At 56.8% G+C, this 24,578-nt stretch carries 25 protein-coding genes; 3 read left to right on the top strand and 22 right to left on the bottom strand.

The window, feature by feature from the left end:
- Window positions 1–6: 6 nt before the first annotated feature.
- Window positions 7–1,017: a phosphoserine phosphatase SerB gene (gene serB / locus G5149_RS14930; protein WP_421212805.1), complete on the bottom strand. Its 1,011-nt coding sequence runs from the start codon at window positions 1,015–1,017 to the stop codon at window positions 7–9.
- A gap of 120 nt (window positions 1,018–1,137) precedes the next feature.
- Between serB and G5149_RS14925 the strand changes: the two genes are divergently transcribed.
- Complete coding sequence (locus G5149_RS14925) at window positions 1,138–1,758, top strand: YtjB family periplasmic protein (RefSeq protein WP_005348965.1); 621 nt, start codon at window positions 1,138–1,140, stop codon at window positions 1,756–1,758.
- Window positions 1,759–1,825: 67 nt separating this feature from the next.
- On the opposite strand, the gene deoD is transcribed toward G5149_RS14925, so the two are convergent.
- The 7 genes from deoD to G5149_RS14890 all read right to left on the bottom strand — a co-directional run bounded on the left by deoD (window position 1,826) and on the right by G5149_RS14890 (window position 9,047).
- The gene (gene deoD, locus G5149_RS14920) at window positions 1,826–2,542 is read right to left on the bottom strand and encodes a purine-nucleoside phosphorylase (protein ID WP_005340471.1); all 717 of its coding nucleotides are present in this window, start codon (window positions 2,540–2,542) and stop codon (window positions 1,826–1,828) included.
- 76 nt (window positions 2,543–2,618) lie between these two features.
- Entirely contained in the window at window positions 2,619–3,827 is a 1,209-nt protein-coding gene (locus tag G5149_RS14915; protein ID WP_337073222.1) for a phosphopentomutase, read from the bottom strand.
- A gap of 14 nt (window positions 3,828–3,841) precedes the next feature.
- A complete protein-coding gene (gene deoA / locus G5149_RS14910) occupies window positions 3,842–5,173 on the bottom strand; it encodes a thymidine phosphorylase (RefSeq protein WP_421212804.1) in 1,332 nt (443 codons plus the stop codon).
- Window positions 5,174–5,281: 108 nt separating this feature from the next.
- A complete protein-coding gene (deoC, locus tag G5149_RS14905) occupies window positions 5,282–6,055 on the bottom strand; it encodes a deoxyribose-phosphate aldolase (RefSeq protein ID WP_216980098.1) in 774 nt (257 codons plus the stop codon).
- Between the two features lie 425 nt (window positions 6,056–6,480).
- Window positions 6,481–6,651, bottom strand: a complete 171-nt coding sequence (locus G5149_RS14900; protein WP_005340467.1) for a XapX domain-containing protein — start codon at window positions 6,649–6,651, stop codon at window positions 6,481–6,483.
- Between the two features lie 125 nt (window positions 6,652–6,776).
- Window positions 6,777–8,051 carry a NupC/NupG family nucleoside CNT transporter gene (locus G5149_RS14895; protein ID WP_005341329.1) on the bottom strand — a complete coding sequence of 425 codons (1,275 nt, stop codon included), beginning with the start codon at window positions 8,049–8,051 and terminating at the stop codon, window positions 6,777–6,779.
- 216 nt (window positions 8,052–8,267) lie between these two features.
- Window positions 8,268–9,047: a TatD family hydrolase gene (locus G5149_RS14890; protein WP_216980097.1), complete on the bottom strand. Its 780-nt coding sequence runs from the start codon at window positions 9,045–9,047 to the stop codon at window positions 8,268–8,270.
- 41 nt (window positions 9,048–9,088) lie between these two features.
- Here G5149_RS14890 and G5149_RS14885 point away from each other — a divergent pair, with 41 nt between their 5' ends.
- A complete protein-coding gene (locus G5149_RS14885; RefSeq protein WP_337073220.1) occupies window positions 9,089–9,730 on the top strand; it encodes a type II secretion system protein in 642 nt (213 codons plus the stop codon).
- 326 nt (window positions 9,731–10,056) lie between these two features.
- On the opposite strand, the gene luxS is transcribed toward G5149_RS14885, so the two are convergent.
- The 8 genes from luxS to G5149_RS14845 form a co-directional block, all read right to left on the bottom strand.
- The gene (gene luxS, locus G5149_RS14880; protein ID WP_421212801.1) at window positions 10,057–10,566 is read right to left on the bottom strand and encodes an S-ribosylhomocysteine lyase; all 510 of its coding nucleotides are present in this window, start codon (window positions 10,564–10,566) and stop codon (window positions 10,057–10,059) included.
- Window positions 10,567–10,584: 18 nt separating this feature from the next.
- Window positions 10,585–11,187 carry a transglycosylase SLT domain-containing protein gene (locus tag G5149_RS14875; protein WP_421212800.1) on the bottom strand — a complete coding sequence of 201 codons (603 nt, stop codon included), beginning with the start codon at window positions 11,185–11,187 and terminating at the stop codon, window positions 10,585–10,587.
- Between the two features lie 50 nt (window positions 11,188–11,237).
- A complete protein-coding gene (gene glnB, locus G5149_RS14870) occupies window positions 11,238–11,576 on the bottom strand; it encodes a nitrogen regulatory protein P-II (RefSeq protein ID WP_005308848.1) in 339 nt (112 codons plus the stop codon).
- 9 nt (window positions 11,577–11,585) lie between these two features.
- A complete protein-coding gene (locus G5149_RS14865; RefSeq protein ID WP_421212799.1) occupies window positions 11,586–13,208 on the bottom strand; it encodes an NAD+ synthase in 1,623 nt (540 codons plus the stop codon).
- Between the two features lie 73 nt (window positions 13,209–13,281).
- On the bottom strand, window positions 13,282–15,393 hold the full coding sequence (locus G5149_RS14860) for a type IV pilus modification PilV family protein (protein ID WP_337073216.1): 2,112 nt from the start codon (window positions 15,391–15,393) through the stop codon (window positions 13,282–13,284).
- Between the two features lie 8 nt (window positions 15,394–15,401).
- On the bottom strand, window positions 15,402–16,508 hold the full coding sequence (locus tag G5149_RS14855; protein WP_337073215.1) for a PilX N-terminal domain-containing pilus assembly protein: 1,107 nt from the start codon (window positions 16,506–16,508) through the stop codon (window positions 15,402–15,404).
- A 4-nt stretch (window positions 16,509–16,512) separates the two neighbouring features.
- Window positions 16,513–17,100, bottom strand: a complete 588-nt coding sequence (locus tag G5149_RS14850; protein WP_216980263.1) for a PilW family protein — start codon at window positions 17,098–17,100, stop codon at window positions 16,513–16,515.
- Window positions 17,101–17,120: 20 nt separating this feature from the next.
- Window positions 17,121–17,672: a GspH/FimT family pseudopilin gene (locus tag G5149_RS14845; RefSeq protein WP_216980090.1), complete on the bottom strand. Its 552-nt coding sequence runs from the start codon at window positions 17,670–17,672 to the stop codon at window positions 17,121–17,123.
- 95 nt (window positions 17,673–17,767) lie between these two features.
- Between G5149_RS14845 and G5149_RS14840 the strand changes: the two genes are divergently transcribed.
- Window positions 17,768–18,157: a type IV pilin protein gene (locus G5149_RS14840; protein ID WP_216980089.1), complete on the top strand. Its 390-nt coding sequence runs from the start codon at window positions 17,768–17,770 to the stop codon at window positions 18,155–18,157.
- Between the two features lie 3 nt (window positions 18,158–18,160).
- Here G5149_RS14840 and tppA read toward each other — a convergent pair whose 3' ends face one another.
- The 6 genes from tppA to tppE are packed head-to-tail and all read right to left on the bottom strand — an operon-like array spanning window position 18,161 to window position 24,433.
- On the bottom strand, window positions 18,161–18,562 hold the full coding sequence (gene tppA / locus G5149_RS14835) for a type IVa pilus pseudopilin TppA (RefSeq protein WP_216980088.1): 402 nt from the start codon (window positions 18,560–18,562) through the stop codon (window positions 18,161–18,163).
- An 8-nt stretch (window positions 18,563–18,570) separates the two neighbouring features.
- Window positions 18,571–21,924, bottom strand: coding sequence for a pilus assembly protein (locus tag G5149_RS14830; RefSeq protein WP_216980087.1), 3,354 nt, complete (start codon window positions 21,922–21,924; stop codon window positions 18,571–18,573).
- A gap of 10 nt (window positions 21,925–21,934) precedes the next feature.
- Window positions 21,935–22,411 carry a pilus assembly PilX family protein gene (locus G5149_RS14825; protein WP_123173790.1) on the bottom strand — a complete coding sequence of 159 codons (477 nt, stop codon included), beginning with the start codon at window positions 22,409–22,411 and terminating at the stop codon, window positions 21,935–21,937.
- A gap of 11 nt (window positions 22,412–22,422) precedes the next feature.
- Window positions 22,423–23,523, bottom strand: coding sequence for a PilW family protein (locus tag G5149_RS14820; RefSeq protein ID WP_216980086.1), 1,101 nt, complete (start codon window positions 23,521–23,523; stop codon window positions 22,423–22,425).
- Window positions 23,520–23,933 (bottom strand): type IV pilus modification protein PilV, encoded by a 414-nt coding sequence (gene pilV, locus G5149_RS14815; protein WP_216980085.1) that lies wholly within the window; start codon window positions 23,931–23,933, stop codon window positions 23,520–23,522. Before pilV ends, G5149_RS14820 begins: the two co-directional genes overlap by 4 nt.
- Window positions 23,930–24,433: a type IVa pilus pseudopilin TppE gene (gene tppE / locus G5149_RS14810; protein WP_216980084.1), complete on the bottom strand. Its 504-nt coding sequence runs from the start codon at window positions 24,431–24,433 to the stop codon at window positions 23,930–23,932. Before tppE ends, pilV begins: the two co-directional genes overlap by 4 nt.
- Between the last annotated feature and the right edge of the window lie 145 nt (window positions 24,434–24,578).

Raw genomic sequence — 24,578 nt, 5'->3', positions numbered from 1 at the left:
ACACTGTTAGCGCTTGTCCCAACGTTGCTCGCTGCAGGCCCGCGCCGCCAGCAGGCAAATCACCCCCTCCAGATCGTGATGATTGAGGGTGGCCGCCGCCTGCGCCCGCACCAGTGGTTTGGCGTGAATGGCAATGCCAAGACCCGCGACCCCCATCATCTTGAGATCGTTGGCACCATCGCCGATGGCCACGGTCTGGGCGGCAGCAATGCCGTACTCCTGAGCAAGCTGCTGCAACACCTCGGCCTTGACGCTGGCATCAACGATGCGCCCGCTCACCTTGCCGGTCAGCTGGCCCCCCTCCACCGCCAGCTCGTTGGCGAAGATGGCATCGAGCCCCAGCTCGCGCTGCAACTGGCCAGCAAAACGGGTAAAACCGCCGGAGGCGATGGCCACCTTCCAACCCGCCCCTTTGAGGGTATCGACCATCAGCTGCAAGCCAGGCATCCAGGGCATCCATGCCGCCACCTCGTCGAGGATGGCGACGGGCGCCCCTGCCAGCAGGGCCACCCGATTGCGCAGGCTGTCGGCAAACTCCAGCTTCCCCTGCATGGCTGCGGCCGTCACTGCCGCCACCTGCTCGCCAACCCCGGCAAGTCGGGCAATCTCGTCTATACACTCGATGCGGATCGCGGTGGAATCCATGTCCATCACCAGCAGGCCGGGATCGTTCAGGGTCGGCAGGGCGGGCAGATGGCAGAGATCGATCTCCCACTCACCGCTCTTGAGCTCGGCCACCAGCTCGGCAGAGAAGCGATCGCAGCCCAGCAGCAGCAACGGCACGCCCGCCACCTCGGTGGGAGGATAGAAGGTAGCCGCCAACCCCTGCGCTGCCAACAAAGGCGACAGACGCGCCAGATGGGAGGCGCCCAGCCCCTTGCCAAACAGCACCAGCCAGCCGCCCGCCTGCGGAGTCTCTGTCGGTTGCAACGCATCTGCGTTGAGCTGCCAACAGGGTGAGCCGGACAACAACGCGGGCCAATCGGATAACAGAGGGGGGAGCCGGGACAACAACATAAGGGATACGCCTTCCTTGGTGATCAGGGGGTTAACAGTGCTGGCCCAGAGTAGCGTATTGCTTTTTGTACAGGCAAGCGCCAAGATCCCGCCACTCCTTGTTACCATGAGGTCTCGCGCTTGCAGCGTCATCTTCCCATCAAACGTGTTCTCAGCCTGGGTGCCGGTATCCTGCTCGGATGCTGGGTGCTCGGTGTGCTCATCCATATGCAGGGTGAAAGCCAGGCCTCGCTGCACAGCGAAGCGCGCAACCGGGCACAGGCGCTGGTCGCCTATGCCGCCCGCGACATGAAGCGCTGGATCAAGGAGGAGAAAAGCAGCGAGCTGGAGCGGCTGGCGCGGGATCTGGCGGCGGAGCCGGAGATCCTCGATGCCACCCTCTACGACGGACGCGGCATTCCCCTCGCCCAGTCTGAGCAGGCGGTGCCGCTGGAGAGCCTGCTGCCCATCGGCAGCGATAACAAGTCACTGCCGGAGCAGGGCAAGGGGCGGATCCAGTTCGTGCAGGAGATCCGGGATGGCGAGCAGACCATCGGCTTCCTGCGCATCACCCTGGAAGAGCAGCAGATGCTGGCAGACAAGGACACCCGGCTCAAGGTGGTGCAGGAGAAACAGCGACTGATGCTGCTGGTCGCCCTGCTGGCCGGGGTGCTCATCTCCTACGGCGTGCGCCGTAACTACATGCGGGTGCGCAAGCACAAGAAAAAGAGTACGCCCCCCGCGCCACCTCCGGAAAACTGATGGCACGACCAGAGAGCGGATACAAAAACGGCGGCCAGAAGGCCGCCGTTTCTTATTCGCGAGGGAATTACTTGTCGCCCAGCAGGACGGAATCCAGTGCGATTTCGATCATGTCGTTGAAGGTCAGCTGACGCTCTTCAGAGGTGGTCTGCTCACCGGTACGGATATGGTCGGAGACGGTGCAGATGGTCAGTGCCTTGGCACCGTACTCTGCGGCCACGCCGTAGATACCGGCGGCTTCCATCTCGACACCCAGGATGCCGTATTTTTCCATGACGTCGAACATGGAGGGGTCCGGAGTGTAGAACAGGTCGGCGGAGAAGATGTTACCGACGCGCACGGCAACGCCCTTGTTCTTGGCGGCCTGTACGGCATTGGCAACCAGGTCGAAGTCGGCGATGGCAGCGAAGTCGTGATCTTTGAAGCGCAGACGGTTTACTTTGGAATCGGTGCAGGCACCCATACCGATCACCACGTCACGCAGTTTCACGTCTTCACGCACGGCGCCACAGGAGCCCACGCGGATCAGGGTCTTCACACCGTAATCGGTGATCAGCTCTTTTGCGTAGATGGAGCAGGACGGGATACCCATGCCGTGACCCATGACAGAGATACGACGGCCCTTGTAGGTACCGGTGAAACCGAACATGTTGCGCACGTCGCAGATCTGCTCGACGTTCTCCAGGAAAGTTTCAGCGATGTACTTGGCGCGCAGGGGGTCGCCCGGCATCAGCACGGTATCAGCAAAGGCGCCATCTTTCGCATTGATATGAGGAGTTGCCATTCTCTTGATTCCTTCACACTAGGTTGAGTTTTATTGTTTTATAAATTGCCCGCCACCGAAGTGGCGGGCGGGTAAATTACAGGAAGCTGGTACCGTACGCCAGTTTCGGCAGGCCGTGGTAAGCCGCGATGCTCTGGCCGATATCGGCAAAGGTCTCGCGACGACCAACGGAGCCGGCCTTGACCGGCTTGCCGAAGAACAGCACCGGAATGTATTCGCGGGTGTGGTCGGTACCACCCCAGGTCGGGTCACAACCGTGGTCGGCAGTCAGCACCACCACGTCGCCATCCTGCAGCAGATCAAACAGCTCCGGCAGGCGGGAATCGAAATACTCCAGCGCACCGGCATAACCGGCAACGTCACGGCGGTGGCCGTAGGAGGAGTCGAAGTCGACGAAGTTGGTGAAGACGATGGTGTTGTCACCGGCCGCTTTCACCTCTTCCAGCGTGAGATCCCACAACTCGGTCAGACCGGTCCCTTTCACCTGCTTGGTGATGCCCTGCTGGGCATAGATGTCGGCGATCTTGCCGATGGAGACTACCTGACCGCCCGCATCTTTCATGTAATCCAGCACGGTCGGCGCCGGCGGCAGCACTGAGTAGTCGTGACGGTTACCGGTACGCTTGAAGTTACCCTTGCCAGTGCCTACGAACGGACGCGCAATCACGCGGCCGATGTTGTAAGGCTCCAGCAGCTCGCGCACGATGTGGCAAAGCTCATAGAGCTTCTCGAGGCCGTAGGTCTCTTCGTGGCAGGCAATCTGGAACACGGAGTCGGCAGAGGTGTAGAGGATCGGCTTGCCGGTCTTCATGTGCTCTTCGCCCAGATCGTCCAGCACCTGGGTACCGGAAGCGTGGCAGTTACCGAGATAGCCCGGCAGACCAGCCTTCTCGACGATGGCGTCCAGCAGCTCCTGCGGGAAGCTGTTGTGGTGATCCTTGAAGTAGCCCCACTCGAACAGCACGGGCACGCCGGCGATCTCCCAGTGACCGGACGGGGTGTCCTTGCCGGAGGAGAGCTCCTGAGCAAAGCCGTAGGCACCGACCACCTCGATATCTTTCTTCAGCCCTTCCGGGAAGTAGCCGGAAGCCTGCTCGCAGGCGTGGCCCAGACCCAGCTTGTTGAGGTTGGGCAGATTGAGGGCACCACGGCCTTCAATTTCACCTGCCGCACACGCCTTGGCGATATGGCCGAGGGTGTTAGCGCCCACATCTCCGAACTTGTCGGCGTCGGCAGCAGCGCCAATACCGAAAGAGTCCATCATCAGAATAAAGGTACGTTTCATGGGTCTTCCCCTTGTTACAAATCGGCCAGGGTGATACGGCGGTACACTTCAGGCAGTGCCTCCGGCCGCTCGCCACCAATCCGGACAGCCGCCTGCACCATGCTGGCAGCCTGAGCATATTGCTCTTCAGTCTGAGCGTGGATCATCGCGATCGGCTTGTCAGCATCGACGCTTTGACCCAGGCGGATAAAATCGGTCAGACCGACCGCATAATCAAGTTTGTCACCGGCAGCGCGGCGACCACCGCCCATGGCGACCACGGCCAGACCCAGCTCGCGGGTATCCATGGCGGTCACGAAACCGCTGTTGGCCGCGAAGACCGGGCGCACGATGGCGGCTTTGGGCAGGTAAGCGTCGTAACGCTCCATAAAATCGGCCGGGCCACCGAGACCAGTCACCATGCGACCGAAGATCTCGGCCGCCTTGCCATTATCCAGCACCGCCTGCAGCTTGGTGCGGGCATCGCGCTCGTCGCTGGCAAGACCGGCGGAGATCAGCATCTCGGCGCACAGCGCCATGGTCACTTCGTGGATCCGCGGGTTACGGTATTCACCGGTAAGGTAGCGCACCGCTTCACGCACCTCTACCCCGTTACCGGCGCTGGAGGCCAGCACCTGGTTCATATCGGTCAAGAGCGCAGAGGTGCGGCAACCGGCACCGTTGGCCACGGCCACAATGCTCTTGGCCAGCTCTTCGGAGGCTTCGAAGGTCGGCATAAAGGCACCTGAGCCCACTTTCACATCCATCACCAGCGCTTCGAGCCCGGAGGCGAGCTTTTTGGAGAGGATGGAGCCGGTGATCATGGCGATGGATTCGACGGTAGCGGTAATGTCCCGTACTGCATAGATACGCTTGTCAGCCGGGGCGAGATCGCCGGTCTGGCCGATGATGGCGACACCTGCCTCTTTCACCACTTTCAGGAAACGGTCGTTGTCGACCGAGGTCTGGTAGCCGGGAATGGCATCCAGCTTGTCGAGGGTGCCGCCGGTGTGGCCCAAGCCACGGCCGGAGATCATCGGCACAAAACCGCCGCAGGCGGCCACCATCGGGCCAAGCATCAGCGAGACCACATCACCCACACCGCCGGTGGAGTGTTTGTCGACAATCGGGCCACCCAGATTGAGGTGATCCCAGGTCAGAACCATGCCGGAGTCGCGCATGGCGCAGGTCAGAGCAACCCGCTCATCCATGGTCATGTCTTTGAAGTAGACTGCCATCGCCAGCGCGGCAATCTGCCCCTCACCGATGGTGTTGTTGGTAATGCCCTGAACGAAGAATTGAATTTCTTGGGTACTGAGCGCTTCACCGTTGCGCTTCTTGCGAATAATTTCTTGAGGCAAAAACATCTTTCATTCCCTCCGCCATTGCTGGCGTTACACAAGCCTGAATCCTTGCCCGCACACCGCATGGTGGGGGCTAACAGGGCGGACCAGGTCCGCCCCCTCATCAACCTATTAGTAACCGCTGGTGTTGGCCGGCTTGTCGCCATGCCCCAGAGTGGCCAGCAGACTGGCCAGCAGGCTGGATGCACCAAAGCGGAAGGTACGGGCGGATACCCAGTCCTTGCCGAGGATCTCTTCGGCCATGGCCAGATACTGACCGGCAACGGCTGCGTCTTTCACGCCACCAGCAGGCTTGAAGCCAACTTTCGGATTCTTGGCCTTGATCACTTCCATCATGATGCGCGCCGCTTCCGGAGTCGCATTGACCGGCACCTTACCGGTGGAGGTCTTGATGAAGTCGGCACCGGCATCGATACAGATCTCGGAAGCGCGACGGATCAGCGCCTCTTCTTTCAGCTCGCCGGTTTCGATGATCACTTTCAGCAGCACCTTGGCACCACAGGCCTCTTTACAGGCTTTGACCAGATCAAAACCGATCTGTTCATTGCCGGCCATGAAGGCACGGTACGGGAACACCACGTCCACTTCATCAGCACCGTAGGCGACAGCGGCACGGGTCTCGGCCACGGCGATCTCGATGTCGTCGTTGCCGTGCGGGAAGTTGGTCACGGTCGCAATGCGTACGTCGGCAGCGCCGATCTCACGCAGGGTCTTGCGAGCGATAGGGATAAAACGGGGATAGATGCAGACGGCGGCAGTCAGGCCAGCCGGTGACTTGGCCTTATGGCACAGGTCGATCACCTTCTGATCGGTGTCGTCATCGTTCAGGGTGGTCAGGTCCATCAGGTTCAGGGCGCGCTGAGCGGCCACTTTCAGATCAGTCATTCTGTTCTCCAAAGTCTCGATTTAATCCAGATAACCGGGCACCGCCATACCATCCAGCGATGGATGCACAGGCAGTAATCCCCCAGCTATACGGGAATGGAATTACAGTGCGAAGGCACCGGCACTATCGGGATGCTATTCAAAACACCCTGCAGGCACTGCGACTGTAAATAAGGCAAGAGCCCTGTCACTTTCTTACAAAAGTGCGGACTTGGTTCCATGAAGACTTGAGAAAGGCAGACAACATCTGACCCGACTTCCCAATCAATTCCATTTGACCGCCAACACCCGATTTGATCGAGTATTAGTCATTGCCAGCACCCTGCTGGCAACGCCTATTTCAGCCGAGATACCCCCTGTTTGCAAGCCGGATTTGCCAATTTCAGAGGTACCTCACATCTGGCAAATCCAGGTCTAAAAAAGCCTTACGAAAAGAAACGAGTCAGGATCCAAGAGTAGGCCAATCCCCCCAGATAGACCCCGACGATCCCCATTACCCCGGACAAAACGGGAGGTGCCGGGATCGGCAATTTGAGGAAAGAAAACAACAAACCAACTATAAAGCCGGCCACCATCGCCAGTAGCACTTCATTCATATAACCTCCGATTTGACTCATTTTATTATTAGTTTAGATAGGAAAACGGTTGTCACCGCTCCATACGCGAACGCCACGGCAGGTGCCGTGGCGTTCGTGTTTATACCCTGTCAGTCAGGCGACGATTACATGCCGGACAGTGCCAGGAAGAAGCCAGCGATAGTGGCAGACATCAGGTTGGACAGAGAGCCAGCCAGTACGGCTTTCAGACCAAAGCGTGCAATGGTGCCGCGGCGGTTCGGCGCCATGGACCCCAGACCACCCAGCAGGATGGCAACAGAGGAGAGGTTGGCAAAACCACACAGTGCGAAGGAGATGATCGCCTTGGTGTGATCGGACATGGCCACACCGTTGATCAGTACTTCGTCTTTCAGGTACGGAGCGAAGTTCAGGTAAGCCACGAACTCGTTCACTACCAGCTTCTGACCGATGAAGGAACCGGCAACCACTGCTTCATTCCAGGGCACACCGATCAGGAACGCCAGCGGGGAGAAGATCCAGCCCAGCAGCAGTTCCAGAGAGAGTTGCGGATAACCGAACCAGCCACCCACACCGGAGAAGATGCCGTTGATCATGGCGATCAGACCGATAAATGCCAGCAGCATGGCGCCGACGTTCAGGGCCAGTTGCATACCGGCAGAGGCGCCAGCAGCAGCAGCGTCAATGACGTTGGCAGGCTTGTCATCCAGCTCGGCATCGGCAGAGCTTTCGTCGTAGTTCGGGGTCTCGGTCTCGGGAACCAGCAGCTTGGCGAACAGCAGACCACCCGGTGCAGCCATGAAGGAGGCAGCAATCAGGTACTCCATCTTCACGCCCATGGAGGCATAACCGGCCAGTACGGAACCGGCAACGGAAGCCAGACCACCACACATGACGGCGAACAGCTCGGAGTCAGTCATCTTGGAGATGTAAGGACGAACCACCAGCGGCGCTTCAGTCTGACCGACGAAGATGTTGGCAGTTGCAGAGAGGGATTCGGTGCGGGAAGTGCCCAGCACTTTCTGCAGGCCGCCGCCCAGCAACTTGATGACCATCTGCATGATGCCCAGGTAGTAGAGCACGGCAATCAGGGAAGAGAAGAAGATGATGACCGGCAGAACACGGAAGGCAAAGATAAAGCCGCCGCCACCGAATACTTCAAACATCTTGTTGCTGACCAGACCGCCGAACAGGAAGTCGATCCCGTTCTGGCCGTAGCTGATCACGCTGGATACCGCATCGGACACGCCGACCAGGATATCGCGACCAACCGGAACATAGAGTACAAACGCCCCCAGACCGGCTTGAATTGCGAACGCACCGACAACGGTACGTACGTTGATTGCCTTGCGATTGCTGGAGAACAGCACCGCGATAAGGACGAGCGTCGCCATCCCTACCAGACCCATGAACAAATTCATTATTATCTTCCTCTAGTAGCACCTGGCTTGTTAGTGAGTTGTTATTAAACCCAACTAATCAAGGGGAGCGCATTATACTAATTAAAGTCCGATAAAATAGAATGCTGGTCACATTTTATCGTTATCAAAATGCCCAAGTGTCACAAAATTAGACAGCAAACGATTTTTACGCTCATTTTTTTTCCTGACAACTAAATCAGGTGTTGCAAATTTGTTTCATGACAATAGGTCGTGATGGAAAAGATGCCGGGCAGTTTCAAATAACACCTTGGCAACATCTACCGATGATTCCTCCCGCAATGTCATCAATATTTCTGCTATTTTCGGCAGCGCTTCCGGGGTATTCCGGGTGCCTTGATCACCTTGTAACGGCATATCGGGCGAATCGGTTTCCAGCACCAAAGCCTCGAGCGGCATAGCCCGAAATACCTCTCGCGTCTTGTTCGCCCGCTCAAAACTGATTACCCCGCCCACCCCGAGTCGAAAGCCTAGTTGCCAGAAGGCCTCCGCCTGCTGCAACGAACCGCTGAAAGCATGGATCACCCCGCCACGAGGCGGCTTGAAACGGCGCAACAGCTTGGCCACAGTGTCATTGGCACGCACCGAGTGGATCATCAGGGGAAGCCCGACATCGGCAGCCAGCCGGATCTGAGCCTCAAACAGCGCACGCTGCCCCTCCTGCGGCACGTGAGAACGGAGGTCCAGCCCGCACTCGCCAATGGCCACCAGCCCGGCAGGCTGGCTCATCACCAGCGTTCGCAGCCGTTCCATCACCCCCTCACGCTGTTCACCGGCATACCAGGGATGAATGCCCAGACCATAAAAGAGGCCGTCATGTTGCTCTGCCAGTGCCATCACACGAGTCCAGTTATCCTCTGCGATGGCAGGAATGATATACTCCGTCACCCCTAATGCCCGACAACGGGCCAGCAGCGCCTCCCTGTCCTGGTCGAACACCGGAAAGTCGAGATGGCAATGGGTATCTATCAGCTGCATATCACTCACACCTGTTTGCGGTATTTAATGGGTCATTGAACATGATGAACAACAGAAACAACGGCTTTACCCTGATTGAACTGGTGCTGGTGATCATAGTGCTGGGGATCCTGGCCGTCACCGCCCTGCCCCGCTTTATCAATATCAAGGATGATGCCCTGAAAAGCACGGTCTCGGCGACCGCAGGCAGCTTTGCCAGTGCAGTTCAGCTGGCTCATGCTGGATGGGCGGTGAAAATGCAGGGACAAGCAATCGCGCTCTACAATCTGAGCAGCTTTGGTAAAGGCAAATTGGATATCAATCGATATGGTTGGCCAACGGGCTCGAAGGAAGATCAAGGGAGTGCGGGAAGCGATAAACCATATCAGCCGGGCTCAGGTAACCATATATCGGTCAACAATGATGATGACTGTGAATTGCTATTCAATGACCTGCTTGATGGAGACCAAACGGTCACCCCCATAGCTCCCAACGCTGTGAATATCCCAGAAGGGTTTGATTATCTATCCACACAAGTCGGTTCAGGCCATCAAGATGAGGATGAAGGCAACGAGAAACACTTCAACTGCCGCTATATCCTGCGCGACTCAATCAACCGCTTCCAAACCAGCTCGGATTATCTAAATGGCCTCGGCTTCGAGTACAACAGCGTTACCGGCGCCGTGACCCGCAATTTTGATTGAGCTCAGCCTCTTCTGCGCCAGCTCGCTCTTGGCTTGAATCATCATCATAACGAACCGGCGTACAGCAGCGCCGGTTCTCCTGGGTGAGGCCCCACTCCTCACACCACGCATCGTAACGGGCCAACCAACGCAGCAATACCCCCTTCATCGTCACACCTCCGCCAACAGATTCAGGTCAAAAACCATCCTAATCAGAGTCGGCAAGGGGAGCAAGTCATCCCCACGACCGCGATCGGGCGAAATAAAAAAAGAGCCGGTCAGCATAGCTGACTGGCTCTTTTAACATTCCCCGAAGAGATTGCCCGATGAGCGACAGCTCATCCGCCTCACAGGCTCTTCAGTTTCTCTTCCGGCAGGGCCAGCTCGTCGTTGTGGTTGACGCCGATACCGCGCTTCAGCACATGACGGGCGATGGCGTGCGCCTCTTCCAACGAGTGCATGCTGTAGGTGCCGCACTGATACTCGTTCAGCTCGGGGATCTTGCCCTGCTCCTGCACGGTCAGCACGTCGCTCATGGCGGCCTGCCAGGCGGCGCCAACCCGGGCTTCGTCCGGTGCACCGATCAGGCTCATGTAGAAGCCGGTACGGCAACCCATGGGGGAGATGTCGATGATCTCCACCCCATTGCCGTTCAGGTGATCACGCATGAAACCGGCAAACAGGTGCTCGAGGGTGTGGATGCCGCGCTCGGAGAGGATCTCCTGGTTCGGCACGCAGAAACGCAGGTCGAACACGGTAATGGTGTCCTTGTTCGGGGTCTGCATGGTCTTGGCAACACGCACCGCCGGCGCAGCCATGCGGGTGTGGTCAACGGTAAAACTGTCCAATAACGGCATTTCTGACTCCTGATTTGGTTACCAGAACCAGCCCCCGCTGGAGAGCTGATCCTTGCATTGTCGATACTGGGCGCCGTAGCGCTGGGCGCGGGCCTCCACCTTGCGGGATGTCTTCATAAGCCATCCCTTGCTGCGGTAGCTGCCACGCCGATAGCCACCCCACCCTTCGTGATAGTTGAGATACTGGCCATACGCATCCCACTTGGAGGTGCCGTTCAGCCGCTGGGCCTTGTGAGTGTACCAGCCCATGAAGTCGATGGCGTCGGCAAAGTCGTCGCGATCGCTCCAGCCGTTGCCGGTTTCCCGCTGGTAGTCGGCCCAGGTTTCATCTTTGACCTGGGCATAGCCGTAGGCCGAACTGGCCCGCCCGGTCGGGATGAAGAGGAAATACTGCATCGGCGGCTGGGCATCGTGCACGAAGGAGGATTCCTGATACATCATGGCCATCACCACATGGATCGGCGTCCCCCACTTCTCGTTCATCTTGAGCGCGGCCTTGTGCCACTCCGGCTTCTCGCGAAAGATCTGGCACAGATTTTCCGGCTGGGCCGGCGGGCGGGTACTGCACGCAGTGAGTACTGCCAGCAGGCCGGCCACCGCCACTATGCGCTTTCGGGACATCAGAGCAGAACTTGTTTTGCTCTCCTGAACATAACGAGGCAAAAACGACATCAGATAGCGTCTTCGTTCTCTTCGCCGGTACGGATACGAATGACGCGCTCCACCTCGCAGACGAAGATCTTGCCGTCACCAATCTTGCCGGTGCGGGCGGTATTCTGGATCGCTTCCAGACAGGCATCGAGATCCTCGTCCTGTACCACCAGCTCCACTTTCACTTTGGGCAGAAAGTCGACCATATATTCGGCACCGCGATAGAGCTCGGTGTGACCCTTCTGGCGACCGAAGCCTTTGACTTCGGAGACGGTCATGCCGTTGATGCCGATCTCGGCCAGGGCTTCGCGCACATCGTCCAGCTTGAACGGTTTGATGATGGCTTCAATCTTCTTCATGGTGACTCCTTACCAGTTCTGTTTACCGAACCCGGAAGTAATGGGGTAACGGCGATCCTTACCAAAGTTGCGAGCCGTGATGCGGGGCCCGACCGCCGCCTGACGGCGCTTGTATTCGTTGAGATCCACCAACCGGATCACCTTGCGTACCACCGCTTCCTCGAACCCTTCTGCCACCATGTCGGCGACCGAGGCATCCTCTTCCACATAGCGTTTGAGGATCGCATCGAGGATGTCGTAGGGGGGCAGACTGTCCTGATCCACCTGATCCGGCGCCAATTCTGCCGAAGGGGGGCGGTCGATAACCCGCTGCGGGATCACGTAGTCGACCGAGTTGCGATACTCGCACAACTTGAACACCAGCGTCTTGGGCACATCTTTCAGCACATCGAAGCCACCGGCCATGTCGCCATAAAGAGTCGCATAGCCGACAGCCATCTCGCTCTTGTTGCCGGTGGTCAGCACGATACGGCGACGCTTGTTGGAGAGCGCCATCAACAGCACGCCACGGCAGCGCGCCTGCAAGTTCTCCTCGGTGGTGTCGCGGGCAGTCCCTTCAAACAGCGGTGCCAGCTGGGCCATAAAGCCCTCGAACATGGGCTCGATGGAGATGATATTGAACTCCACCCCCATCCGCTCAGCCTGCTCCTTGGCATCCTCCACGCTCATCTGGGCGGTGTAGCGGAACGGCATCATCACTGCCTGCACCTTGTCGGCCCCGATGGCATCGGCCGCAATGGCCAGCGTCAGCGCCGAGTCGATGCCGCCAGATAGGCCCAGCACAGCGCCGTGGAAGCCGTTCTTGGTAACGTAGTCGCGCACTGCCAGCACCAGCGCCTGATAGGTCTCGGCCAACGGCTCGAGCGGCGCAGCGGGTTCCCGCTCCTTCACCGGCTGACCATCAGCAAAACGTACCAGCGCCAGCTCTTCGGCAAACGGGGCCAGCTTGTGGGTCAACTCGCCCTGGCTGCTGAACACCTTGGAGCAGCCGTCGAAAATCAGCTCATCCTGACCGCATACCTGATTGAGGTAAACCAGTGGCAGACCGGTCTGATCGCAGCGCTCGGCCATCAGCTCGCGGCGGATCCAGGGTTTCTCCTGATCATAGGGCGAGGCATTGATAGTGAGCAGCAGCTCTGCCCCCGCGGCCTTGGCGGCCAGCGCCGGACCCGGCTGCCATAAATCTTCGCAAATGAGCAGCCCCAGCTGGTGACCACGGAACGGCACCACACAAGTCTCGGTCGCGGCGGTGAAGTAGCGCTTCTCGTCGAATACCCCGTAGTTGGGCAAGTCCTGCTTGAAGTAACGGGCAATCAGCTTGCCTTGCTCATAGAGGGAGGCGGCGTTATAGAGCGCCTCCCCTTCACGCCAGGGATGGCCCACCAGAATGGCGCAAGCACCTTGCCATGCCGCGATTCGGGTCAGCGCGGCTTCCACCCGGACCATCAGGTCGGCGCGCAGTAGCAGATCTTCCGGAGGATAGCCGGTCAGGGCCAGCTCGGAGCAGACCAGCAGATCGGCACCTTGCCGCTCGGCCTGAGCCGCCGCAGCGAGCACTTTGTCAGTGTTATCTTCGATGGCGCCTACCGTCAGATTCAACTGGGCAAGCATCAGAGAGAGGGCTTTTGCCATGGCGATGCATCTTGTATTCGAAAATGATGGGGAATGATAAAGAAAAGGCGCTGGCTGTGCCAGCGCCCCGGATTCAAGGGGTGCAACTTAGATTGGTTGCGTTGGTTACACCATTGTCCACCAGCAGGGCACAAGGACCGCTAATCACCTGACCGTTGGCAGGCGGTGTCATGGCAATGCTCAGAGAAGCGGGCTTCAGCAAATAGGCTGTATTGCCCTGGGCACTATAAGAAAAACTTATCACCAGAGTACTGTTTTGCGGAGCAGTACAGACATAGGTGGCCGGCTGGTTGTTAGCTTGGGGTTTATCAATGCGGCAAGTGGCACCACTAGTAGTCGTAGTGGGCGGATTCAGCCCGTTAAAGGTATTCTTATTGCACGCCGTAGGCGATGAATCCTTGTTACTGACTTTTTCTAGGCACTCGATCCGCCCTGATACCGTGAGGGTTGGCACCGTCTGGGAGCTGGTATCGACCGAGATAGGCATGATGGCGACCTTGGCCTCATTTCGGTCTACCGGTGAGATAAGCGAAGCGGTGATCCCCGAGTTACCCTGATAGGCAGTCACCTTGATCGATGCACTTTGCAACACGTTGGATGCATCCTTGGTGCTCTTCTTGGCGGACAGATAGCCACGGCTATAGCTACCAAAATAATAGCTGCCAAGATCAACGACAGTCTTGACCGGCTCGTTGGTCACACCGACATAGTCAGAGGCACTGCCAGTCAACTGGCCACTCAATGGCACCAGACTCCACTCCGCCAGCATGGTCAGATTGATATCCTGAAACGGGACCTTGGCCAACAGATCCTGAGAAGTCAGATCGAGCTTCGCGAGACTGTCTGGCGAGAGCAGATCCACGTAGATACCTCTGGCAATCAACTGGGCGGTCCCCGTATTCATGGTGATCTTGGTGCTGGTATCTCCTCCTGTCGCAGCATTGGCAGGCAACCAATCCGCAAACTCGGTGATCGTCGGCGCCGTAGCCGTGGGGTTTGCGGTCCAGTTGAGAATGTTCTTCTGCCAGGTGATGTAGGTAGTAACTACGTACTTGATGTAGTTCTGATAGCTAGTCTGGTTTGCGGGCTTGGCAAGAAAATCAGCGCTGGTCACGATAACTTTGATCAGGTTCCAGTCCGGCAGGGGACGATAGTAGCCATCAAGCCTGACAAAGCGGCAGGCATCCACATAATCGCCGCTATTGACCGATGAGAGGCCACTGTTGTAGCGCAGTCGGCTGGTATTGAGTGGAGCGTAAAACTGCTCGAAACTGCTGCCGCTACCATCGAAATGATCCTTGCAGCAGCTGGTGCAGAGACTCGGTTGATCTCTGACACTGCTATTAAGTACCCCGGTCTGCTTGGTAACCTGAGAGCCCACGTTCCAGTACAACAGATTGCTGCTGGTCAAAATGGCCTTACCTGGCAAGTAGGCATTAACGCTCGAGCCATAGCTGCAGGAACAGGAAACCGATGCCAGATCCTGCAGCACCTGTTGGGTATTGCCACCATTGTCTGGCTTATAGGTAACTGTCTCGAATTGCACCAATTTGCCGACAGTACCGTCCTTGGAGGTCACGGTGGGCAATGGCTTGCTGGTCTCTTGTTTGCGCCCTTCCTGGTCAATCTGGATGGAAATGACATCAGGCGCAACCCCGGGGGTATAAACCACATGGGGCGGTTCGCGACTGGTATCCAGCCCCCCGTTAAACTGATTCTGGGTTAACGACTCCACCGGCGATACAGCGCCAGAAAGCAGCAAGGAATGAGACTGCCCGACGCTGTCACTCCAGCTGACGGTTACATTAACCACCTTTCGGCCAGGGTAGGCACGCAAGTAACCCGCCGGGATAGCCGTTTGCCAAGCAGAACCATTCCAGTACTGGTTACTGACAGACCAAGTAAGAGCATAAGTCCCACCACCATCGGGAGGAGTGGCCGAGCTGGAACCGGCCGCGATACTGTTATAGGCAGTGAGCGGAGAAACCGCACTCACCACCCCATTGAAGGTACGAAATGCATCCAGCTTTGACTCCGCCAGCCGCATGGCTACTTCATAGCGGCGACTATCCTGAGAGGTATTGAGCAATGAACGAGACATAGCCACCAGTCCAGCAACCCCCACCCCCAGCAGAACCAGAGTGATCAAAATCTCTAACAGCCCAAATCCCTTGTGCGGTTTCATACATGCTCCTACCAATCGCGCCAGCTACCAGGCACCAGATTGATGCTCTGAAACGCCGCCCCATTTTCGATATTGCTCAACACCGCCTGATCATACTTGGCATCAAAGGTACCGTTAGCCGTTTTGCCCAGTTGATAGTTGGCCACTACAGCACCATTGACGATGGCCCCCCCTTTCAAGCTGATATCGGTAGTCGTAGTTGCAGGTGTGGATGAATAGGCAAACACCAGTCCATAGAGGGTGGCGCTCCCATTTACTGTCAGATTGCCATTGCGCACGATGAGTACTACAGGCGCAGATGTAGACCCAATTGATCCACCCGGTTTACAGTCTCCATCGACAATAATCAGGCCGCTCGATGCCGTCGAAAGCGAATCACAATTTTTCAGTAGTTGTACTGCTCGCGACTCCAGATTGGCCCACCCTGTAGCGTCGTCATTTTCATTGAACAGATACCAGACCAGATCAGTGGGGAATGCAGTATCATTGTCTTTTATGTCCGACTGTTTATCGCCCTTCTGACTAATGTAAGCACTGCACCCGCCGCTGTAGTCCCCCTGATGGCAGGTCTGGCCAGAACCATTGGTCAAATCCACATTGCCATTTGTCCAGACTGATAGCGGGACGCCCGGTCCTCCACCGTTGGGGTTAGCCACCACTGTAAAGTTGCCGGATACTGCCATGCCACCAGCAATCGTCAGAGGGGCCGCCGGTGTGCCCGCCAATACGCTTATCTTGATGGCCTTAACTTCAACCTCGGCATTGGCAGTACTGTCCACCAAGCTCGCCATAGCGCGCACTCTAACAGGAACTACATTCGCCCCACCGACAACCACTGCCGGTTCGTCCTGTGCCTGCAGGGTATAATTTCCAGCTGAAACAGTGATAGATATACCGCTACTAGGGGTACGCCAAGCAGCATCTTGCGTGAGCCGTCCAACCCCATCCGAGAGGCCCAGCTCGGCCAGTGCAAGTGCCTGGCGATACTGTACTTCATTAAGACTGACACGACGGTCTGCTACCATCAGTTTGCCCGCCAGCAATGAAATGCCAAGCAGGATCACAATAAGCAATAGCGTAATAGTGAATGTGGTAAAGCCAAGATGACGTTTCATGGCATCAATACCCGTCGTTACGCAGCTTGATATCACGCTGCAGGGTGAGTTTAAGTGCGGGATTCGCCTTTAACTGACCCGATATGCTCAAACGTACCGTTCTCGCGCCAGCCGAGGCACTGCTTCCAAGGAGCGAAAAAGTCAGGTCAGTCACCTCAATAGTGTCATCGGTGCTAAGTAAATTACCTGTGCTGCAACTGGAACCAAGTTGTACCCCTTTGTCAGCACTGTCGTAGCTGTAAATAAAGGTTTCATTGGTACCAAGTATTCCATTGTTATCATCATCGTATTTCAGCCTGATACAGCGATAAATCTTGGAGCCACTGATCGTTTCACTCCTCAAATCGCTGGTGGTATCAAAATAAAATGGCGATTTGACACCCGATGCAGCACCGAGGAATGCAGTCGCAGCCTGGTCGTAACCGGTTCGCTGTACATCGCGGGCAATCATATCGGTGATACTTTGCAGTTCCTGATTTAGACGACTCACCTGCATCGATGTTTGATTGGCCTTGAGAATAGTGGCGAACAAGGATGTTACTGCCGCGACCAAAAACAAACCTGCGACCATGGCCACCATTAACTCGACTATGTTAAAGCCTCGTGCCAGACCTAATCGCATGGAGAGCTCCCCGTTACAGGCTCGGTTCTCACTCGGCCATTCGTGGCAATAATAACCCTGTGCTCAGAGGCACCGTTCTTCAGACAAATAGAACCATTGCCCAAACCGCCACTGCCGTGAAGATCTTTGAATGAGCCTCTGCGATTATTGATTTCAAGAGCATGTTCAGAACCGGATAACTCATAGTTTGTAGTCAGAGTAATACCCTTAAACTCGCTGGCATCGACGCCCTTGCGACCTTCAATAGCAGAACATGAATCCATGCAGCTATTACATGTAGAATCAAGAGCTATGCGATAGCACCAATTGGCCTGCCCCGCATTAAATATCTTGAAGATAATCGGTTTATTACGTTTGATAGCCTCAGACTTGAGCAGCATGATATCCGTGTAAACAGCTTGGGTAGCCGCCTTGACCATCTGTTCCTGGCGCAATGACTGGTAACTGGGAATAGCCACGGTTAGTAGCAGGGCGACCAGAGCCATGGCGATCATCAATTCAATCATGGTAAAACCGGCTGAGCGCCCCTCTGTGAATTCCATTGGCTAAATACTCCTTTCTTTTCGCTCATGCCAGTAGAGTATGAGGTCAGTACTATCCTATAGTATCTACCTGTTTAACGAACCCTGCCGCGCCCATGAGAATCAAACAATCTGGAATCACCCTGCTGGAATTGATGGTGGTCGTTGCCATTGTTGCCATTATTGCTGCTGTCGCCTACCCGAGCTTTACCGACGGTCTGCGTAAATCTCGTCGAGCCGATGCCATCAAGGGCTTGTTGACCATGCAGCTCAAACAGGAAGAATTTCGCATCTCCAATGCCAGTTACAGCAGTGCGATAGCCAGTGTGGGCAACCCAACCAGCGACTACTACACCTTTAGCATTTCTGGCGCCACCGCCACCGCCTACACACTGGTAGCCACCAGCAAGGGGGCCCAGGTCGGTGACAAGGCTGGCAGCACGGCCTGTGATACCCTGACTATCAACAAGGCCGACATCAAGCACCCTGCCGAGTGCTGGAACTGAACGCTACCAGCATTCGGTGGCTGTCATGGTGGCTCGTGATACCCCCTGCAGTCCGCTCTGATCGAGGGTCAACAATCCACAGGGATCGCCATTCATCACACCGGTCGGAATAGCGGTCAGGGTATAACGTGCCCCACTGGCATTGAGCGCCACATTGTAATAAGCAGCACCACCATCCCTCGGTAGGGTCGCCAGGCCGGCAGAGGTCAGGTTACCTGCGTCATAATTGCCGCTGGCGGTAAACTCCCGCTCCAGATATTGTGCAGCTTCCAGCAATACGGCCTTAGCTTCGGCTCGCTTGGCTGCCGCCATGTAGTTGTTGTAACTGGGATATGCTATCGCGGCCAGAATGGCGACCACTGCGACCACTATCATCAACTCAATCAGGGTAAAACCACGTTCCATGCCAACCTCTACTCCAGTTGCAACCAGGACTGACGGCCACCCAGATCGCCTGCCCCCTCTTCCAGCGTGACCGAGATATTACCACTGGAGCCGCTGATATATTTGCGCTCCATCTCGGCATCCTCCACCACGCTTGGCGTCGTGGTGAGCTCATCAAACTGTTTCCCGCTGACAGGTACCTTGATATCATTACCAGCATCATCCTTGATCGCGACATAATCATCATCGTTAACAGCCCCGTCGCCGTTAACGTCAAACACCGAGTAGGTTAGTCTGGCACCCGAGATGGGATCCAGCTCCATCAGCCAGGAGCGGCCACCAAAATCACAGGCATCCGCTGACGGAATCAATGTGTTGAAAATTAAACGCTTATGCCGATAGAGCATCTCGGAGACAGCCCGTTCCCCTACCCCCTTGCTCAAGCTTGGCGATTTCAATAGCAGATACCAACCCTTTTGGCTGGTGTAATTGACATTCCGGTTGGAGACAACCCTCACGTTGAACTTGATAGTGGTGCCGTTGGCCACAAACTCATGGGTGATGCTCTGCTGCAACAGCTGACTACTGAGCACGGTAGCCCCCGTATCCCAGATACCGTACACCGCTTCCAGCCTCGGCGTGGCGGGAACCAGTTTGTCATCATTGGTAAAATAACTGCCAGTCCCCATCATTACCATAACCCCCCCCTTAGGGTGACGAATAGCCAAAGGGCGCATGGTAATCGGCTGACGCGTACTGGCACTGCAACTACCATTACAGGCCTGAAACATCGGCGTGGGCTTGCTGCCCGTTTTCAATGCACTTCCCCACTGGGCACTGTTGTTGCCGGTCAGATCGAATTTCCACAGATTGCCGTGCAGGTCACCGGCATAGACATAGTCGACAATCCTGTCCCCGTCTTGATCTACCGGTAAGGGGGAAGATAAACCATTGGGCTCGCTGGCCGACCCCACCTGGGTATCGATCTCCTTGATAATGGCGCCAGTTGCCAGATCCAGCACAAATAGCCTCGCAGTCTGGCTGGTGCTGTTGTAACCATTGGCAACCAGAGCAACCCATTTGTTGTCGGCTTTGACCCGGACCAAAGTGGGTGCCGCCAGTGCAACCCCCATTTCGCTATTGGTGAACTCCCACAGCATCTTATCTGCGGTGAAGTTATCCGGGGCCGTCACATCGATGGCAAATACCGCCTTGCCACCGGCACCAGTGGATCCCAGCAAGATGCTCTTCCAGCGACTGCCCAGATAGGCATCGCCCACCTTGGGCGTCCCATCCACATAGTAGCGATGGCTGTAATTCGGTCTGGTCAACTGAGTCAGCTCGCCCAGCAGGCTGGACGGGATATAGGCCAGCCGCTCGACACCGTCGGAGACTCGAAATCCGTGCAGCATACCGTCATTGGCACCGACATAGAGCATGGGGGTGCGGCGGGTAATCGCCGTTGAGTCTAGAAAAGCCTGGTAACCCTCCCGCTCTGGCTGGGTCAGACCGACTGCACTGCTGTAACCGTAATCACGCTTGCCCACATAGACGGGATCTGAATTAATGATGTCTCCAAGCAGATCGCTACGATTGCGAAACGCACCGCCATTGCGCTGCTCGCCACTGCGCTCACCGCGCAGATAGGCGACGCGGCTTTCTCCCTGGTTGTCACCAGCAACATTGAATAGAGCCCGGTTGGCCACATTCAGCGTATCCCAACGGAAGGGGATGCCGACACCGTCTTGCCGGGTGAAAATATTGCGTGCTGAAGGCTCGGGGATCAAGGTAGCAGCATCCCAGGCGATCTCCCCAAGGGTGCCATCGCTGTTCAGCGGGATCGAGACCAGTTGCCCCGACCAGTCGCCGCTGTTATAGCGGGCTTGGTAGATGTGGGTATTGCTGTCCAGCCGGGTTGCGTTGGCAGTCACCGAGCTGGCGGAGCTGTTGCGGGCCGCGATCTGGGCCAGGGTGCTGCTCAGGGCTGCGGCGAAGGTATCCGGATCCGCCGCGCTGAAAAAGCTCCCCTTGCTGTTGAGTGCCGCGTGCCACAGGTCATCAATCTTGTACTCCGGAATGTAGGTCGCATTCTTGTACTCCTTGTCATCCGGATCATGGGGATTGGGCCAACGGCTCGGGATACCGTTGGCAGGATTGAGGGAACCGTTGACGCCAAGCCCGACGGTAAAGTTGACCAGATGCTGCCAATTGGCCGGATCCGCCGTGCTGGTCGGCACCTTGTTGGCGAGATCGGGGCGCAGATCGGTCTTCCAGTACTGGTAGGCCACATCGGCCAGCGTATTCTCGATGCTATCTTTGTCCTGATCGCCGACCCAGGGAGAATTTCCGTTCCAGTAGCCATCAGTCATCAGGATGTTGTAGCTCTGCCGGCAGGTGAGGTGGGGCAAGGTGCTGCCGGCACTGGCCGCCCAGGGGCCGTTTTTGTCAGTGCGGGAGAAGTACTCCCCCACGTCCTTCAGACTGGTGCGCAGCGGCGTGCCGGCGGCCGGAATATCGCGGCTGTAAAGGTCGCTGAAAAAGGCGCTGCGATCGGTTCCGGAGAAAGGCGCCACCCCGCGGATCACACTGCCGCTAGCATTGATGGTGGCAAACCCCACCCGGAGGGCCTGCCCTTGGCTGGCAAAGGCACGGCCGACCCCGGCACGAGCCGCTAGGATCCGTGAGCGGTAGTAGGTATACCAGTTGGCAAAGTTCTGGATCTCCTCGTCATAAGTACAAACGGGGGCGCTCTTACAATCACTGCGATTGGGCCGCCCGCCATAGGTGCTGCCGGACTTTATCTCGACCCGGGTATAACTGCTCACTTTCTTCACGTCACCACTGCCCTTGTAGGCAAAGTAGACGGCTGGCCAGAAGGTCTCGTCATCTTTGTAATCGGTGGAAGAGAATCCGGTGTAGTAACGCAGGGACTTGGAGCGGTTGTTCTTGGTCAGATCACGACAGCCGGCGGCGGTATTGAAGGGGTTGTGCGGTGCACAGCTGATGCTGGCATTCGCCATCGGGGTACCATCCGCCTTGGCCCAAGGCCGATAGCTCTGCTGCGGGTTGTAGTAGAGTTTGTTGTTGTTGCTTGAGCGGGTATAGGCATTGCGGTCGTTATTGCTGGTGAAAGTCACGGTCCGGTTGTCATAATCCTCGCTGCCATAGACATTGTCGGCTCTGGGGTAGACGTAGCGAGCGCTGTTCTCAATCAACCCCTCCGGCATCAACTCGAAATGCATCGAGCCCGAATCATCCAGGGTAAACATGATATTGGGATCGGCCCGGGTGCCGAGATAGAGGGGAACCTGGGCAATATCGAGCGCCGCCTGTGCCGAAGCACAGCAGAGCATCACTGAAAGGCCAAAACCAAGTTTGCCCATACACCGCCTCCTAGCGACTATAGGTCGATTGCAACAGCACCCGGCTCTCGTCAGAGAGACCAAATCCCCTTGCAGTAATACGATATAGACGACGCTCACTGATGGGCTCATCGACTGCCAGATCCTCGCTCCCCCCCTGGGTATAGGGCAACCGTTCGATAAAGTATTCGGGAGCGCGCCCCGCCAGACCACTGTTGGTATAGGTACGCCAGGCGGTCGAAGGGGAGGCAGGATCCACCGCGGTGTCGATAAATTCATACAGGCCCGCGCTGTTGTCATAGGGACCCGAGTTGCCAGCCTCGATATAGCGCTCGGCAGCGCGCAGGCCCGCTTCTGCCGCCTGCAATGCCTGCAGAGCCTCTTTCTGGTTACCCGCCATCTTCTCTTGCAACTGCGCCCCACGCATGCTGGCCATACCCAGCAGGCTCACCATGACCAGAAAAATCAGGCTGATCACCAGCGCCATCCCCTGCTGTCGATCCATCATGACTGGGCTCCTCAAGGTAGCCGATTGCGCAGCGCAACTGTGGTTTCGGCGACCCAGTACCAGTTGCGATCGGTCGCCCGGAAGGTGGCTCCGGCAAAGCTAAGGGCCTGCGGAGACGACACCACATTACCCTGGTTGCTGCGCATCAAAAGTTGCACTCCAATCCCCAGTACATTGTCCCAGTTTGGATTACCTGCGGCGCTCACGTAGCGATCTGCCGCACGATCCCGGTTCTGATCCTCGCCGAATGTAAGTTGCATATTGGCAACCCCTTCGATAAGGGGCATACCTGCAGCCACCCCGTTCTTGCGATAAAGCGCGTAGGGGCTGCTGGCAGAGGGGCGGGCGATATAGTAGAGACGGGTTTCCACCCTGTTCACGACCGAGCCAAGACCGAATCGCTCCTCGGGTGGGCTGCTGGCCCCCCCCCAGGAACTGCTGGCATTGCCTGGCGTATATTTGTTGTCATTGGAGTGGACGATATTGACCTCACGCCCCCCTGCCACGCCCTGTACTTTGGTGACCTGAAATATTCTGGCCTTCTGACAGTCGGAGACCATGACGATATCTCCCTCGCACAGATCGCTATAACCCTGTGCGCCGGAACCACAATAGTCGGCCTTGCTGGATAGCTGCTGCACAAACAGCTGGGCGGCACTGTTATGATTATCACGACTGAGCGGCACCCCAACCCCAACCGGCCCCTGAACCAACAGGATATCGCTACCCGGCATGGGTCTGGGCTCGGAACCGCTGAACAGAGCAGACAGCTCGGCTGGCAAAGTGGACGTCACATTGTCGTAACCACGCAAAAAGGTGGTGAAGTTGTAGGGCAGTGCCGTACTGTTATTGAGGGTATTGGTGATATTGACCCCCTGCTTGCTGAGACACCCCTGATAGCCCACCATACGCAGCTCTTTTTGCAGCAGATTGGTGGCAAATCCGCTATCTTCCCGCACCCGGGCAATGGCCTCGCCAGTGAGATAGGTTTTGTGATTGCCGAGAAACACCTGAATCATGACCCCCACCGTTATCAGCGAGAGCACCAGGGCGATCATCACCTCGACCAAGCCGATCCCGTGCTGGTGTAGCGGCAAACCGCTCCTGCTCATAGGTCCGTCCTCAGGATCATGCTGCGCGACGCTGGATCAGTCGACAGCCGACTGCTATCCCACTGAATAGTAATAGTGGCCCTTCCGGCACTGACCGATACGGCGCCATCGCCACCTGGTAGCTCGGCCACGACCCGCTTCCAGTGCAGCAGATCCTGAACCGCCATAGAGCTACCCGAGACAGTTTCGCCCAAGTCGATATTGTATTGCCCGTTCAGAGCCGCGCTGCGATTAGCCCGCATCATATCGTTGATCATGTATGCATACTGGGTCGCCTCGGTACGCGTCAGCGCCGACTGGTTACTCTTGAGAGCCTGCAGTTGCAGAGTAGCCATCCCCAGAATACCGATGGAGAGCACCAGTACCGAGATCATGATTTCAAGCAGTGACAAACCCCGTTCTCGCATCATGGGCAACTAGCCTCGGTAATGGAGGGGCGACCAGCGACTGTGATGTTGATATCACGGGAGGCCTCATTTCTGCACTCATCGGGACGCAGAGAAAATACCCGGGCCAAGGGAGTACGACCATCAAGAAAACCCTCGCTATTGAAACGCAGCAGGGAAGTATTGCTGCTCAGGACTCCACTCCCCATATCGGGAAAGTCTCGCAACAACTCACCATTATCCAGTATGCCGTTGCCGTTGCCATCAACCCAGATCTGCCAACCGGCCTCCCAGTGATGCTGGGTCAGGTTATCGGCAGCAGCGGAGAGGATCACTACCGTGTTGCGACGAATGGCTTCCGAGCGGGCAAGGTTGATAGCTGCAACAAAGTTGTTGGCCTGAGTATTGAGAGAAATGGTGCGCAACAAAGCGCTGAAGGAAGGAACCCCTAACGTGAGTAACAAAGAGACGAGCGCTATGGTCACCATAAGCTCGATAAGGCTAAAACCTGAACGCAAAAACATCCTGTTTCGCTCTGATTTGTTCCAGGAGGACAGACACACTCCATGTGTGCTAAGCCAGAATAAGGGCTTGCTGGCAAGTCTATGCCGGGCACTTGGGGTTTCAATCCCGGCAATGCAAAAGTTCGAGCTACATCATCAATTTTTG

The sequence above is a fragment of the Aeromonas sp. 600479 genome (assembly GCF_049175515.1).
In the GTDB taxonomy this organism is placed as follows: domain Bacteria; phylum Pseudomonadota; class Gammaproteobacteria; order Enterobacterales; family Aeromonadaceae; genus Aeromonas; species Aeromonas veronii_A.
The sequence above is the reverse complement of the archived record's forward strand: the minus strand, read 5'-3'. Positions and strand labels throughout refer to the sequence as shown.

Excerpts from the sequence above, each read along its gene's own strand:
- G5149_RS14860 (WP_337073216.1), bottom strand. The coding sequence starts at position 15,393 with ATGAAACCGCACAAGGGATTTGGGCTGTTAGAGATTTTGATCACTCTG.
- pilV (WP_216980085.1), bottom strand. The coding sequence starts at position 23,933 with ATGATGCGAGAACGGGGTTTGTCACTGCTTGAAATCATGATCTCGGTA.
- G5149_RS14875 (WP_421212800.1), bottom strand. The coding sequence starts at position 11,187 with ATGTCCCGAAAGCGCATAGTGGCGGTGGCCGGCCTGCTGGCAGTACTC.
- G5149_RS14890 (WP_216980097.1), bottom strand. The coding sequence starts at position 9,047 with ATGCAGCTGATAGATACCCATTGCCATCTCGACTTTCCGGTGTTCGAC.
- glnB (WP_005308848.1), bottom strand. The coding sequence starts at position 11,576 with ATGAAGAAGATTGAAGCCATCATCAAACCGTTCAAGCTGGACGATGTG.
- deoC (WP_216980098.1), bottom strand. The coding sequence starts at position 6,055 with ATGACTGATCTGAAAGTGGCCGCTCAGCGCGCCCTGAACCTGATGGAC.
- luxS (WP_421212801.1), bottom strand. The coding sequence starts at position 10,566 with ATGCCGTTATTGGACAGTTTTACCGTTGACCACACCCGCATGGCTGCG.
- G5149_RS14840 (WP_216980089.1), top strand. The coding sequence starts at position 17,768 with ATGAGAATCAAACAATCTGGAATCACCCTGCTGGAATTGATGGTGGTC.
- tppE (WP_216980084.1), bottom strand. The coding sequence starts at position 24,433 with ATGTTTTTGCGTTCAGGTTTTAGCCTTATCGAGCTTATGGTGACCATA.
- G5149_RS14855 (WP_337073215.1), bottom strand. The coding sequence starts at position 16,508 with ATGAAACGTCATCTTGGCTTTACCACATTCACTATTACGCTATTGCTT.
- deoA (WP_421212804.1), bottom strand. The coding sequence starts at position 5,173 with ATGTTTTTGCCTCAAGAAATTATTCGCAAGAAGCGCAACGGTGAAGCG.
- deoD (WP_005340471.1), bottom strand. The coding sequence starts at position 2,542 with ATGGCAACTCCTCATATCAATGCGAAAGATGGCGCCTTTGCTGATACC.
- serB (WP_421212805.1), bottom strand. The coding sequence starts at position 1,017 with ATGTTGTTGTCCCGGCTCCCCCCTCTGTTATCCGATTGGCCCGCGTTG.
- G5149_RS14820 (WP_216980086.1), bottom strand. The coding sequence starts at position 23,523 with ATGAGCAGGAGCGGTTTGCCGCTACACCAGCACGGGATCGGCTTGGTC.
- G5149_RS14915 (WP_337073222.1), bottom strand. The coding sequence starts at position 3,827 with ATGAAACGTACCTTTATTCTGATGATGGACTCTTTCGGTATTGGCGCT.
- G5149_RS14865 (WP_421212799.1), bottom strand. The coding sequence starts at position 13,208 with ATGGCAAAAGCCCTCTCTCTGATGCTTGCCCAGTTGAATCTGACGGTA.
- G5149_RS14900 (WP_005340467.1), bottom strand. The coding sequence starts at position 6,651 with ATGAATGAAGTGCTACTGGCGATGGTGGCCGGCTTTATAGTTGGTTTG.
- G5149_RS14895 (WP_005341329.1), bottom strand. The coding sequence starts at position 8,051 with ATGAATTTGTTCATGGGTCTGGTAGGGATGGCGACGCTCGTCCTTATC.
- tppA (WP_216980088.1), bottom strand. The coding sequence starts at position 18,562 with ATGGAACGTGGTTTTACCCTGATTGAGTTGATGATAGTGGTCGCAGTG.
- G5149_RS14825 (WP_123173790.1), bottom strand. The coding sequence starts at position 22,411 with ATGATGGATCGACAGCAGGGGATGGCGCTGGTGATCAGCCTGATTTTT.
- G5149_RS14885 (WP_337073220.1), top strand. The coding sequence starts at position 9,089 with ATGATGAACAACAGAAACAACGGCTTTACCCTGATTGAACTGGTGCTG.
- G5149_RS14845 (WP_216980090.1), bottom strand. The coding sequence starts at position 17,672 with ATGGAATTCACAGAGGGGCGCTCAGCCGGTTTTACCATGATTGAATTG.
- G5149_RS14830 (WP_216980087.1), bottom strand. The coding sequence starts at position 21,924 with ATGGGCAAACTTGGTTTTGGCCTTTCAGTGATGCTCTGCTGTGCTTCG.